The following is a 13,163-nucleotide window of genomic DNA, read 5'->3' as shown; positions in this document are numbered from 1 at the left end:
ACCCGCGAATCTCTTAGATTTACGCGGGTTCTATGTATGAAGCTGGACTACTTTAGACGGGGTATTGGTGGAGACGAGGAGGATCGAACTCCCGACCTTCGCATTGCGAACGCGACGCTCTCCCAGCTGAGCTACGTCCCCATTGATTGCATATTTTATAACAAACCGTTGCGCCGTAGTATGCCGTCGCAAAGCAACAGGAGTTTCAATCCTAAGCTATCCATAACGGCTTACACCCAATCCTTCCCGATCAAAAAATTGGTATAAAGCTTGTCCTCCGCACTGCCCGGCTCCGGCTTCCAGTCGTAACGCCATTTCACGACCGGGGGCAGGGACATAAGGATGGATTCAGTACGGCCCCCCGATTGTAGACCAAACAGAGTTCCCCGGTCCCACACGAGGTTGAATTCCACGTAGCGGCCGCGGCGGTAAGCCTGAAAGTCGCGTTCGCGCTCGCCGTAGGGCACACTCTTCCGCCGCTCCAGGATCGGCAGATAGGCATCCAGGAAGTGAGTACCCACACTCTTCGTCAGGTTAAAGCAGTTGTCAAAGTCGGGTTTACTCAGGTCATCATAGAAAATGCCGCCAATACCGCGCGGCTCCCTGCGGTGCTTGAGGTAAAAATATTCGTCACACCATTTCTTGAAGCGCGGATGAAAATCGTTGCCGAACGGTTGCAGCGCGTCCTTGCAGGTCTGGTGAAAATGCACTGCATCTTCTTCAAAGCCGTAATAGGGCGTCAGGTCCATGCCGCCGCCGAACCACCATACCGGCTCGGCGCCTTCCTTGCGCGCTTCCAGATAGCGCACATTGAGATGCACGGTAGGGGCATAAGGGTTGCGAGGGTGCAGCACGAGCGACACTCCCAAGGCCTCGAAACCCCTTCCCGCCAGTTCTGGTCTCGCAGCGGTAGCGGAGGCAGGCAAGCCTCCCCCGAACACGTGCGAGTAGTTCACTCCGCCGCGCTCCAGCACGTTACCCTCTTCCAGCACGCAACTCAGGCCGCCTCCTCCTTCCGGTCGCTCCCATTCATCACGGCGGAAGTGCTTGCCATCGACTTTTTCCAATCCCTCCACAATGCGTTGCTGAAGTCCCGTAAAGAAATCCCGGGCTTTTTGCGCAGTGCTCATGCGATCTCCCATACACCTGTTTGCTGCTGAGTTTTTTCTTCCACACTGTCCACTGCTATTTTCGATGGTTAATAGCCCGATTCCCGATATCATGCCGCATCTGGCAACCGTCGAAATGAATCTGTTCGGCGATTTCATAGGCACGTCGCTGAGCCATCCTGAAGTTGTCGCCCAAGGCAGCTACACAGAGGACGCGCCCGCCAGCTGTCACGATCTCTTCCCCGTTTTCGCCGCCCAGGGCGGTTCCCGCATGGAAAACATGATAGTCTCCTTCCACCGGCAACGTTGCAGGCAAGGCGGACAGACCCTCGATGACATCGCCCTTGCGGGGAGAATCGGGATATCCATTCGCTGCCATCACCACCGCTAGAGCAGCCCGCCGATCCCACTCGGCCTCTATCTTGTCCAGATTCCCGGACAGGGCATGCTCGATGAGGGTGATAAAATTGCTCTTGAGGCGCAACAGGATAACTTCGGCTTCCGGATCGCCCATACGGCAATTGAACTCGAGCACTTTTATGCCCCCGCCAGGGGTAATCATGAGCCCGGCGTAAAGGAAACCTATGTAGCGCTCGCCTTCCTTCTCCATCCCATTTATCGCACGCTGGATGACTTCCCGCATTATTTTCCCGTGGAGAGTGGGGGTAATCGAGGAAGCGGGCGAATAGGCCCCCATGCCCCCGGTGTTAGGCCCCTCGTCGCCATCCTTCAGGCGCTTGTGATCCTGACTGGTGGCCAGCGGCAAAACGTGACGACCGTCAGTCATGACGATAAAACTGATTTCTTCGCCTTCCACAAATTCCTCGATTACAATCTTCGGTCCTGCCTTGCCTGACTGCTTTTCACCCAGCATCTTGTCCACGGCGGCATGCGCTTCTTCCAGCGTCGCCGCCACGACCACGCCTTTGCCTGCCGCCAGCCCATCCGCTTTTATCACGATGGGAACACCCTTCTTGTCGACATACCGGTGCGCCTTGGTAGCGGAACTGAAGGTGGCATAGTCTGCGGTAGGAATGCCATGGCGGCCCATGAAAGCCTTGGCGAAATCCTTGGAAGTTTCCAGTTGTGCCGCCTTTTGGGTAGGACCGAAGATCTTCAGGCCAGCGAAACGGAAGGCATCGACGACACCTTCCGCCAGGGGCGCTTCCGGCCCGACAACGGTGAACGCAATCGATTCCTTTCTGGCAAATTCGATCAAGTCCGGAATGGCGGTGAAGGGCACGTTCTTCAGGTCTTTTTCGAGCTCGATACCCGCATTGCCCGGGGCGACAAATACGGTCGCAGGAAGTCTTCTGCGCGAGGAATCCAGCAGCTTCCACGCGAGGGCGTGTTCTCTGGCACCACCGCCGATTACAAGTAGTTTCATATCTCTGGATTCAGAACTGCAAGGAGTCCCCTTGCGAATCGGCCTGTGCTATCCGCGTCTATCGGGTAATTGGTTGGGTTGATCGAGGGATTCATAGAAAAGCAAAAATCAATAACCGGGAAACAAGAAATTTTTATTCGTTGGCATTGCACGGCGCACTATCGCCCCGGCTGACATTGAACAACCGCTTTTTCCATGCATTCAATGCCTGAAATGGCGCACGCCGGTAAATACCATTGCCACCCCTTGTTCATCCGCCGCAGCAATAACCTCTTCATCCCGTACACTACCACCCGGCTGGATGACCGCCGCCGCCCCCGCCTGAACGACGACATCCAGCCCGTCGCGGAAGGGGAAGAAGGCATCGGATGCTACTACCGAGCCTGCCAGGATGAGGTTCGCGTTCCCGGCCTTGATCGAGGCAATGCGCGCGCTATCCACCCGGCTCATCTGCCCGGCGCCCACACCGAGCGTCTGCCCATTGGCACAAAAGACGATGGCGTTCGATTTGACGAATTTCGCCACCCGCCAGGCAAACAGCAGGTCCTGCAATTGCTGCGCTGTTGGCTGAACTTTGGTCACCACCTTTAATTGCTCAGGGGTAACGTTGAGGCTGTCCGGAGTCTGCACCAGCAATCCTCCACCCACTCGCTTGAAGTCGTAGACGTTGTTCCCCGTTTCAGATGGTACGTCAAGCGCCACGGTCAGCACGCGCACATTGGTTTTAAGCGCGAGCATCTGCCTTGCCTCATCAGTCATTTGCGGCGCGATGATCACTTCGACAAACTGGCTCATCACCGCCTTGGCAGCCGGGGCGTCCAGCGTGCGATTGAAAGCGATAATGCCGCCGAATGCGGAAGTGGGATCGGTGGCAAATGCAAGCTTGTAAGCCGCGAGGGGCGAATCCCTGATCGCCACGCCGCAAGGATTGGCATGCTTGATGATGACACAGGCTGGGGAATCAAACGTCTTTACGCATTCCCAAGCGGCATCCGCATCCGCGATGTTGTTGTAAGAGAGCTCCTTGCCCTGCAACTGCCTGTAGCTTGCAAAGCTACCGGAAACGAGTTGCGGATCGCGGTAAAAAGCGGCCTGCTGATGCGGATTTTCCCCGTAGCGCAGAGGCTGCACCAAGCTGAAATTGAGATTCAGGCGTTCCGGAAAGGTACGACGTTGTGCATTTTCCCCTTCGATGGAGGTGAGGTAATTGCTGATCGCTCCATCATAAGCGGCTGTATGCGAAAACGCCTTGCACGCCAACCGGAACCTGAACTCAGGCGTAACCTCGCCTCCGGTAGCCTTCATCTCGTCAAGTAACGCGGGATAATCCCCCGGATCGGTGACTACCGCCACGCTCTGGTAGTTCTTGGCAGCAGCGCGCACCATGGTCGGGCCGCCGATATCGATATTTTCAATGGCCTCTTCCAGGCTGCAATCCGGCTGCGCCACTGTCTGGCTGAAAGGATAGAGATTCACTACCACCAGATCGATGGCGGGAATTTCCGCCTTTTCCAGCGCGGACACATGCTCGGGCAAATCCCGCCTGGCCAGAATTCCTGCGTGTATTTTTGGATGCAGGGTCTTGACCCGTCCATCCAGCATCTCCGGAAAGCCGGTGTAGCTCCCGACCTCGGTCGCGGCAACGCCAGCATCCCTCAAAAGTCTGGCGGTACCGCCTGTAGACAGAATGGTTACTCCAAGTTTGTGCAGCTCTCGCGCAAACTCGACAATACCGCTTTTATCTGAAACACTGATCAGGGTCCGTTTAATCGACATTCGTATTTTTATTGAATCAGGATGGGTCTGTAGCGTGATGCATTACAACCGTTGATTGGCCCGCTTGCGACTGACCTTCAGGCGTGTAAACAACAATTTTGCCCGAGCGTCTATTTGATCTGATACTGCTTCATTTTATTGCGCAGCGTATTGCGGTTGATGCCGAGCAATTCGGCGGCACGGGTTTGGTTACCTCCGGCTCTTTCCATGACCAGTTCGATCAGAGGCTTTTCCACGCTGTGTATCACCATCTCGTGGATGGCATGCGGCTTTTCGCCGTCGAGATCGTTAAAGTAATCTTCGACCGTTTTGCGTACGCACCGCGCGATATCGTTTTCGTTAATTATGCTCATGCCACCAATTCCTCAGCCTCGACGTAGGTCAACCGCCGCCCATAGCCGGCAAGCTCACTGAAAAAGTCGTTAACCGCAGACAGTTGCTGGTCGGTAGACTGCAGCTGGTTCATGGCATGACGGAAACCCGCAGACCCGACCAGTCCTTTGGTATACCAGGAAATATGCTTGCGGGCGATGCGGACCCCCGAATACTCGCCATAGAAGCCATACAGATCGTGCAAATGTGCGACGAGTACACGGTGAATTTCCGCCACTTCAGGCAGTGGAAGGTGTGAGCCGGTCGCGAGATAGTGATTGATCTCGCGAAAGATCCAGGGGCGGCCTTGTGCTGCGCGACCGATCATGACCGCATCCGCTCCCGTATAGTCAAGCACATGTTTTGCTTTTTCCGGTGTCGTAATGTCCCCATTGGCGACAACGGGAATCCGCACCTCAGCCTTGACTGCCGCGATGGTATCGTATTCGGCATGGCCGGTATAAGCACAGGCGCGAGTACGTCCATGGATGGCAAGCGCCTGGATGCCGGCATTCTCGGCAATGCGGGCAATGGAGAGCGCATTCTTGTGCTGGGTATCCCACCCCGTGCGAATCTTGAGGGTGACAGGTACACTCACCGCGCCTATGACGGCATCCAGGATCCGGCCGACCAGCGGCGGGTCCTGCAGCAATGCAGACCCTGCCATGACATTACAAATCTTCTTGGCGGGGCACCCCATATTGATGTCGATGATCTGAGCCCCTTGCGCGACATTGTAGCGCGCAGCTTCCGCCATCATCGCCGGGTCGGCGCCGGCGATCTGCACCGAGATCGGATCCACCTCGCCTTCATGATTGGCGCGGCGGCGTGTCTTCTCGGAACCCCAGAGGAGCGAATTGCTCGACACCATTTCGGACACAGCCATTCCGGCGCCCATGCTTTTGCACAATTGCCTGAACGGGCGATCTGTCACTCCCGCCATAGGCGCCACGATAAGGTTGTTTTTGAGAGTATGAGAACCGATTTTCATGATTCTGAACTGGCCCGCCAAAGTGCGGCGACGGACAAGGGATGAGAATGGACGTAATTCTAACAGCTATTGCAGATTAGAGTAGCGGCCCTGCCGCTTTCGATAAGGCCTCGGTAGCAGAGCTGCCGCGGCAAGGAGAGAGTACCAGCGGATTCATGGCGAAGCAAATCCCGTTGCTGGAAAGCAGATTTAAGCAGATTTCGCCATGCACGCGAAGCCTTTTCCGGCGCGTTATCTTGCGCCAAACCGCTCTGACCCTTATCCGTTTTGCGATTCACGAACGGATGGGGGCGTGCATGCTCGGGCGATCTCAACTTCATCCTCAGGATCAACCTCTCGCACCGAACATCATGCGCCGCGCAACGAACTTTTTGAGCTGTGGTAGGCAATCGAGCGCACTTAACCCCGCGCCGCGCACAGTGCTCAAAAAGGGATTGTCGTTGGAAAAGAGTTTCACCAGCGAGTCCGTGAAGGTACGTCCCATATTGCTGTCCAACCGGCGCTTGCTGCTGTAGCGGGCAAGCATGGCAGGTGTACCGGTTTCAGCAGGAAATGCCACAATTTCCTCAGCCAGCTCCCACGCATCGCGCAGCCCCAGGTTGAAGCCCTGTCCGGCAACCGGGTGCAGCGTCTGGGCGGCATTGCCAATCAACACGGTGCGAGAGGCCGTGACAGGAGTCGCGTACTTGAGTGTAAGGGGAAAACCGGAGCGCTTGCCGGCTTCAATAAATCTGCCGAGACGATCGCCGAAATGGCCGTGCAACCGCTCAAGAAAGGCGGCATCATCCAGGCTAAGAATTTCCTGCGCCCTGTCGGGAGAAACGGTCCATACCAGCGCAAAGCCGTCGCCTGCAGGCAGTAGTGCAACGGGACCCTCCGGAGTGAAGCGTTCATAAGCCACACCCGGTTGATGGCCTCCGGGAGCATCCTCCGCAGCCTTTGCGTGTGAAGACCGCATTCCCGGTCTCGTTCGAACTCGGGCAAATTTCGGTTTCGTATCTAATAATTCCGTTCCGGAAACCTGCTCCGCCAAATGCTCCTCAAAATGCTCGGTCTTTACACGCGCAACAATCGCCCATTGCTCGTAGTCATGTACCTGTTGCGTGATGCCTTCGATCTGCGCCGTGAGACGGCCCCCGTCTGCCACCACCAGAAGCCTGGCTGTTGCCTTTTTTGTTATCCCCTCATGTTCAAATTCCACCCGTCCAAATCTGTCGCTTGTTTCCATATGGGTTACCTGCGCTCCTGTCAGGTAATCCATTTCGCACTTTTGAAGGGCCTTGTGCATCGCACGGAACACGTCATCGTAATTCACTACATATCCCAGTGCGGGCACGCCTATTTCACGGGCCATCATAACGGTCCGGCCGAGCCCGCCCTGGTTGGAGACATGAATGGTGAAGATAGGAGTAACGTCGGATAACGTCTTCCAGACACCCAGGCGCTGCAGGACAAGCCGGCTGCCTTGGGATAATGCCAGAGGACGGAGGTCTTCCGCCTTTTCCGGCAGCCCGCGCGCCTCCAGCAACAGCACCGACAACCCGCTGTTGCGTAGCGCGAGAGCCAACGCCATGCCCACTGGACCGCCGCCGATGATGATCAGATCATAGTCATATTGATATTGAGCGTCGATCATGGAAAAGCTGACTTGTGAAGCGGATTTCTGTTATTGCGCCTAGTTACTACTGGCTGCTACTGCTGCTGAACACTACTGCACTACTGCCCCTGGCGGCCTTTTGTCTTGTCAACGCGCTCTTCGACAATTTCCGCGTCTTCGATGACAACATAATCTCCTTCCGGTGCCTGCCCGGATTTCTGCAACTTGCGTCGCAACCACCATATGCGAAATGCGAGACCACCAGCGGCGACTGCAAATAATGCAAGAAAAGCGGTAAAAAAGAAAATGCCCAGAACTGCCATGACGATAAACACAGGGACCAGAAACAGATAGGTGAGCAAACGACCACCGCCTCCACCCGCCCTGAAAACGGACTCTTCCGGCGCCCCTGTGCGTCCATCGCGGGTTATGCGTCTGATAACTATTCGAGGGTTTTCATCCATTATTTCGATTTCCGCCGTCGCATCAGTTCTTCAATCTCATCCACCATCTTTGGAGCAGCTGATGTCAATACTTCACACCCCTCCTCCGTTACCGTAACATCGTCTTCGATACGGATGCCGATATTATGAAAATGGGCGGGTACATCATCCGCAGCGCGGATGTAACACCCTGGCTCCACTGTCAGGGTCATTCCCGGGAGTAAAGCGCGCCATCTTCCATTCTGCTTGTATTCACCGGCGTCATGCACGTCCAACCCCAGCCAATGACCGGTGCGGTGCATATAGAAACGCTTGTAGCCTTCCGTTTCCACTACCTCCTCCAGGCTCCCGCGGCACAGGCCGTATTCAATGAAGCCCTGCGAGAGTACGGCAATGGCTGCATTGTGCGGAGCATCCCAGGAATTACCTGGCCTTACCTCGGCTATCGCCGCCGCCTGCGCATATAACACCAGTTCGTACAAATCCTTTTGTGCCGCGCTGAATTTTCCGTTGACCGGAAAGGTACGCGTGATATCGGATGCGTAGCCGTCCAGTTCGCAGCCTGCATCGATCAGCAATAATTCGCCCTCATTCAGCCTGTCCTTGTTTTCGACATAATGAAGCACGCAAGCGTTCGCTCCCCCAGCAACAATCGGCGTGTAAGCCGGCGCCTGAGCTCCGTGGCGACGGAATTCGCGCAGCAGCTCCGCCTCCACTTCATACTCCTTCATGCCAGCGCGAGTTTTCCGCATGACGTGCTGATGGGCACCCGCCGAAATCCGTGCCGCCTGGCCCATGACCTGCAGCTCTTCCGGGCTTTTGAACAAACGCATCTCGTCCAGCAGACGGCGAATATCGCGAATGTCCTCGGGGGGAGTAAGGCCGCTGCGCACCTGTTGCCGCACTTCATTGATCCATCCCACTACACGCCCGTCCCAAGCTGCGTCGTGACCCAGTGAGTAATAGATTGCCGGTTGTCCCGCAATCAGCTTGGGCAACTGCTCATCCAGTGCAGAAATGGAATAGGCCTCGTCGAACCCGAACGCTTCCCGGGCCGCTTCGGGGCCATAACGGTACCCATCCCATATCTCTCGCTCGGCGTTTTTCTCCCGGCAAAACAGGATGTGTTTCGATACGCCATCCACCGGCCCAGCTACGATCACCAGCACCGCCTCCGGCTCGGTAAAGCCCGTCAGGTAATAGAAATAGCTGTCGAAGCGGTAAGGATAATGCGCATCCCGGTTCCGCAGACGCTCAGGGGCAGTGGGAATGATGGCAACGCCTTCCTGCATTTGCCATGCCAGGGAATGGCGACGATCGGCGAAGGATTTAACGGGGGTCATTTAACAAGCATTTTTACAGTATCTGAATGTATAAAGCAAAGTAAATCAGCCCATTCTTTTCCCCTGATCCCGATCCCGCCTGATTCCGGAACGCCGGGAGGGGGTAGGAGGCAGTTACGACACCGGCCGCATCAGATCGGTGTCGAGCAGGCGAAGACGTTCCGGGGTACCTACATCCACCCATAATCCGGAGTAGCGTTGTCCGCTCACTTTTTCTCTGGCCATGGCCTCCTTCAACAATGGAGCGAGTTTAGCCACGGTTCCGGGCACAATATCCTGAAAAAGCTCGGCCTGATATATGCCAATGCCACTGAACGTAAGCATCTCTTTTCCGGTTACTGCAACCCTGCCGGATGCGAGAGAAAAATCCCCGTTCGGGTGATGCGCAGGATTGTTAACCAGCACCAGGTGCGCAAGCGCATTGTCCGGATGCTCCCGCATGCGGTGCAAGACCGGCAGCAGAGTTGAGAAGTCCATGCTGCAATAGATATCGGCATTCACGGCAAGAAAAGGTTGACGCTGCCCTTTGCCAGAGCCCGCTCTTAGTATAGGCAGGGCTTGCGCAATTCCGCCCGCGGTTTCCAGCGCAGCGGGTTCAGGCGAGTAGTGAATGCGAACCCCGAAGCGCTCGCCATTGCCCAGCGCGGCTTCGATCATCTGTCCAAGATGAGCGTGATTGATGACAATATCGCGAAACCCGGCTTGTGCGAGATTTTGCAGGTGATATTCGATCAGCGCCCTGCCTCCCACGCGCAGTAAAGGCTTGGGCAAAGTATCGGTCAAGGGACGCATGCGTTCTCCACGTCCCGCCGCAAGGATCATGGCCGCAAACCCGGTTCCGGCCTTCTCAGAAAGTGTAGCCAACTTTCAATCCCGGCTTGTGGCTCTCCCACCTGTCAAGCAGCGTCAGCAAGGGATCGAGCTCGCGGTAGCGCTCGCACGCCTTGCGCAGGTAATTCGCTACCAGCGGGATGTCCTTGAGATAACCGCTCTTGCCATCCCGATAATTCAGGCGCGAAAATATTCCCAGGACCTTGAGATGGCGCTGCACGCCCATCCACTCGAAATCACGGTAAAAATCCGCAAAGCTTGCTGCAACCGGCAATTCGAGTTTGCGCGCCTGCTCCCAATAGCGGATCAGCCAGTCCAGTATGCGTTCTTCGTCCCAGCGGATGTATGCATCCTTGAACAGGGATACAAGATCGTAAGTAATGGGACCATATACTGCATCCTGAAAATCGAGAATCCCCGGGTTGGATGACGTTACCATCAGGTTGCGCGAGTGGTAGTCACGGTGAACAAAAACTCTGGGTTGTGCCAGATTATTTTCCAGGATGAGCCGGAAAATGGCATCAAGTTGCGCCTTTTGGGTGGGGACAGGCGTCACCTGCAAATGATAAGCGAGATACCAGTCCGGAAAAAGATTCAGCTCCCTGAGCAGCAACGCTTCGTTGTAATCCGGCAACAAGCCCGGTCGGCTCACAAGCTGGATCTTGAGAAGCGCACTCGTGGCGTCGCTGTATAAACGGTTTGCTTCAGCATCCCTGGCCACGCTGTCGATGCCGTTTGAATTGGCATTCAACGCCTGCAGAAAGGTCGTGCTCCCGAGATCGGACAGCAACAAAAAGCCCTGGGGTAAATCCTGCGCCAGAATCTTCGGCACATGAACACCTGCCGCCGAAAACAGGCTGGCCACCTGCAAAAAGGAACTGCAATCTTCCTGTTGCGGGGGCGCGTCCATCACAATCAAGGTTCTGCCGTCGTCGAACTTGACGCGGAAATAGCGTCGAAAACTTGCATCCGCCGAAGCAGGCGACAAGGTAAACTGCCTATCAGGAAACTTTGCGACGAGCCAGTTTTCCAGAAGACGGAAGCGTTCCATATAATCTGCCGATTGCCTATTTGACCGAAGTATGAGATTTTAACATCAAGTATCGCTTCTCACCGGTCCGGTGGCGAAGCAGAAACAGGAGGAATTATGGTTAATCAGAAAGTACTGGATGAAATTGTAACCAAAGTCAATGAATTGGTCTCGCAAAGCCCGGTGAAGGATGTCGAGAAGAACCTTCGCGTCATGCTCGGGGCGGTGTTCACCCGTCTGGACCTGGTAACGCGCGAAGAATTCGAAGTACAGCAGGAGGTGCTCAAGCGCACGCGTGAAAAACTGATCGCGCTCGAAACACGGGTAGCAGCATTGGAAAGCGCTGCGAAGAGTGGCCCCCTACCCAACACCCTGGACGTGCCCCCGGAGACGCTGGACGATCTGTCGGAAACGGAATAAGGCGGGTATTCTGAGGTTCAGAATATCAGGCTTTTAATATGCAAGAAATGCTCAACGCTGCCGTTTATTATCTTTATTAAACGATCCCATTCAGGTTGAGAATTTTTTCGCATGCCGCTTGCTGTTCTCTATAGCCGCGCTATCGCTGGCATGGAGGCGCCACTGGTAACAGTGGAGGTTCACATTGCCAATGGACTGCCGGGCTTTACCATCGTCGGCCTGCCGGAAGCGGAAGTAAAGGAAAGCAAGGATCGCGTGCGGGCTGCGCTGCAAAACGCGCACTTCGAGTTTCCGCCCCGACGCATCACGGTCAATCTCGCACCGGCTGATCTGCCCAAGGAAAGCGGCCGCTTCGACCTGCCGATTGCGTTGGGTATATTGGCCGCGACTGGCCAGATTCCATCGGACAAGCTCGGCCTTTACGAATGGGCGGGAGAACTGGCGCTGACCGGAGAACTGCGCTCCATCCGCGGCGCGCTCGCTATGACTTATGGCGCCGCCCGCTCCGGCCGCAGTTTCGTGCTGCCTCAACAAAACGCCGCGGAGGCGTCGCTGGTCAGAGAAGCTGCGGTTTACCCCGTAACTTCCCTGCTCCAGATTTGCGCCCATCTTGCCGGGCGTGAACCTCTGCAGCTTTATTCGCTTCATGCGGAGAAGGACAAGGGTGCAGGCGAGGGTGAGGAGAGTGCGCGTCGCTATCCCGGCATGGAAGAGGTTAAAGGACAGGCACAGGCCAAGCGGGCGCTCGAAATTGCTGCGGCAGGCAGTCATAGTCTCTTGATGGTCGGCCCTCCCGGTACGGGCAAGTCCATGCTGGCGGCACGCCTGCCCGGCATCCTGCCTGCCATGACCGAAGAGGAAGCACTCGAATCGGCAGCAATGCAATCCCTCGGAAGTAGCGGCTTCAACGTTGCCAACTGGAAGCGGCGCCCCTATCGTTCCCCCCATCATACGGCTTCGGGCGTTGCTCTTGTCGGAGGTGGCAGCAATCCCCGTCCCGGTGAGATTTCGCTGGCAGCGAACGGGGTATTGTTTCTGGATGAATTGCCCGAGTTCGATCGCAAGGTATTGGAGGTATTGCGCGAACCGCTGGAATCGGGACGCATCACGATTTCGCGAGCGGCACGACAGGCCGAATTTCCCGCACGCTTCCAACTGGTTGCAGCCATGAATCCCTGTCTTTGCGGCTACCTCGGACATTTCAGCGGAAAATGCCGCTGCACGCCTGATCAGGTGGCGCGCTACCGTGGAAAGATCTCCGGCCCCCTGCTGGACCGAATCGATATACAGATCGAAGTGCCGGCTCCGCCTCAAGAGGACCTGATGCGGCAGGCGCAGGGGGAATCCAGCGGAATCATCCAGAGGCGCGTGCAGACCGCTTATCAGTGGCAACTGGAGCGGCAAGGAAGGGCGAATGCCTATCTGGCAGTAAAGGATATCGACAAATACTGTATTCCAGACAAATCGGGGGAGAACCTGCTCGGGCAGGCTATCAGTCGTCTGAATCTTTCCGCCCGCGCTTATCATCGCATCCTGAAAGTCGCGCGCACAATTGCTGACCTGGCCGCAAGCCCGGGGATTACCGGTGCCCATATTGCTGAAGCGGTGCAGTACCGGAAAATGGATCGGAACTAGAATTGCCTCAGATTGAATTGCCTCAGATTGCCCTATGCCTGCTCGTTATGCCTTATTCCACGCGACAGCGCGTTAGCATGTTCTTGAAAACTTGCTGAGAAGCATGTTCGCAGCGACTGGAGGTCAAGCGAACGCGTGGGCGATGGTGTAAATCGTCAGGCCTGCCAACCCGCCTATCAGCGTGCCATTGATGCGAATGTACTGCAGGTCCTCGCCCACCTGCCGCTCG

Annotated in this window: 13 protein-coding genes and 1 tRNA gene; 2 read left to right on the top strand and 12 right to left on the bottom strand. The window is 56.1% G+C overall.

Annotation, left to right across the window (positions count from 1 at the left end):
* Window positions 1-65: 65 nt before the first annotated feature.
* The 11 genes from BMY01_RS15435 to BMY01_RS15380 form a co-directional block, all read right to left on the bottom strand.
* Window positions 66-141, bottom strand: a tRNA-Ala gene (locus tag BMY01_RS15435).
* Window positions 142-230: 89 nt separating this feature from the next.
* On the bottom strand, window positions 231-1,130 hold the full coding sequence (hemF, locus tag BMY01_RS15430; RefSeq protein WP_074749014.1) for an oxygen-dependent coproporphyrinogen oxidase: 900 nt from the start codon (window positions 1,128-1,130) through the stop codon (window positions 231-233).
* Between the two features lie 55 nt (window positions 1,131-1,185).
* Entirely contained in the window at window positions 1,186-2,496 is a 1,311-nt protein-coding gene (purD, locus tag BMY01_RS15425; protein ID WP_074749013.1) for a phosphoribosylamine--glycine ligase, read from the bottom strand.
* A gap of 201 nt (window positions 2,497-2,697) precedes the next feature.
* On the bottom strand, window positions 2,698-4,272 hold the full coding sequence (purH, locus tag BMY01_RS15420) for a bifunctional phosphoribosylaminoimidazolecarboxamide formyltransferase/IMP cyclohydrolase (RefSeq protein ID WP_074749012.1): 1,575 nt from the start codon (window positions 4,270-4,272) through the stop codon (window positions 2,698-2,700).
* A gap of 110 nt (window positions 4,273-4,382) precedes the next feature.
* Window positions 4,383-4,625, bottom strand: coding sequence for a helix-turn-helix domain-containing protein (locus BMY01_RS15415; RefSeq protein ID WP_074749011.1), 243 nt, complete (start codon window positions 4,623-4,625; stop codon window positions 4,383-4,385).
* Window positions 4,622-5,635 (bottom strand): tRNA dihydrouridine synthase DusB, encoded by a 1,014-nt coding sequence (gene dusB, locus BMY01_RS15410; RefSeq protein WP_074749010.1) that lies wholly within the window; start codon window positions 5,633-5,635, stop codon window positions 4,622-4,624. The genes BMY01_RS15415 and dusB overlap by 4 nt, the downstream gene beginning before the upstream one ends.
* A 328-nt stretch (window positions 5,636-5,963) precedes the next feature.
* A complete protein-coding gene (locus BMY01_RS15400) occupies window positions 5,964-7,271 on the bottom strand; it encodes an FAD-dependent monooxygenase (RefSeq protein WP_074749008.1) in 1,308 nt (435 codons plus the stop codon).
* An 80-nt stretch (window positions 7,272-7,351) separates the two neighbouring features.
* Entirely contained in the window at window positions 7,352-7,696 is a 345-nt protein-coding gene (locus tag BMY01_RS15395; protein ID WP_074749007.1) for a hypothetical protein, read from the bottom strand.
* Window positions 7,696-9,018 (bottom strand): Xaa-Pro aminopeptidase, encoded by a 1,323-nt coding sequence (gene pepP, locus BMY01_RS15390; RefSeq protein WP_074749006.1) that lies wholly within the window; start codon window positions 9,016-9,018, stop codon window positions 7,696-7,698. Before pepP ends, BMY01_RS15395 begins: the two co-directional genes overlap by 1 nt.
* 114 nt (window positions 9,019-9,132) lie before the next feature.
* Window positions 9,133-9,840 carry an N-acetylmuramate alpha-1-phosphate uridylyltransferase MurU gene (murU, locus tag BMY01_RS15385; protein ID WP_074749005.1) on the bottom strand — a complete coding sequence of 236 codons (708 nt, stop codon included), beginning with the start codon at window positions 9,838-9,840 and terminating at the stop codon, window positions 9,133-9,135.
* A 25-nt stretch (window positions 9,841-9,865) separates the two neighbouring features.
* Window positions 9,866-10,900 (bottom strand): aminoglycoside phosphotransferase family protein, encoded by a 1,035-nt coding sequence (locus BMY01_RS15380; RefSeq protein WP_074749004.1) that lies wholly within the window; start codon window positions 10,898-10,900, stop codon window positions 9,866-9,868.
* 96 nt (window positions 10,901-10,996) lie between these two features.
* Between BMY01_RS15380 and BMY01_RS15375 the strand changes: the two genes are divergently transcribed.
* Both BMY01_RS15375 and BMY01_RS15370 read left to right on the top strand, forming a co-directional pair.
* On the top strand, window positions 10,997-11,299 hold the full coding sequence (locus BMY01_RS15375; RefSeq protein WP_074709282.1) for an accessory factor UbiK family protein: 303 nt from the start codon (window positions 10,997-10,999) through the stop codon (window positions 11,297-11,299).
* 111 nt (window positions 11,300-11,410) lie between these two features.
* The gene (locus BMY01_RS15370) at window positions 11,411-12,934 is read left to right on the top strand and encodes a YifB family Mg chelatase-like AAA ATPase (RefSeq protein WP_074749003.1); all 1,524 of its coding nucleotides are present in this window, start codon (window positions 11,411-11,413) and stop codon (window positions 12,932-12,934) included.
* Window positions 12,935-13,057: 123 nt separating this feature from the next.
* Here the strand turns inward: BMY01_RS15370 and BMY01_RS18880 are convergent, their stop codons facing one another.
* Window positions 13,058-13,153, bottom strand: coding sequence for a DUF445 family protein (locus tag BMY01_RS18880; RefSeq protein WP_081353981.1), 96 nt, complete (start codon window positions 13,151-13,153; stop codon window positions 13,058-13,060).
* Window positions 13,154-13,163: the final 10 nt, after the last annotated feature.

This window comes from Nitrosospira multiformis (genome assembly GCF_900110185.1).
Taxonomy (GTDB): domain Bacteria; phylum Pseudomonadota; class Gammaproteobacteria; order Burkholderiales; family Nitrosomonadaceae; genus Nitrosospira; species Nitrosospira multiformis_A.
Note: the sequence above shows the minus strand (reverse complement) of the source record. Positions and strands in the feature narration are given on the sequence as shown.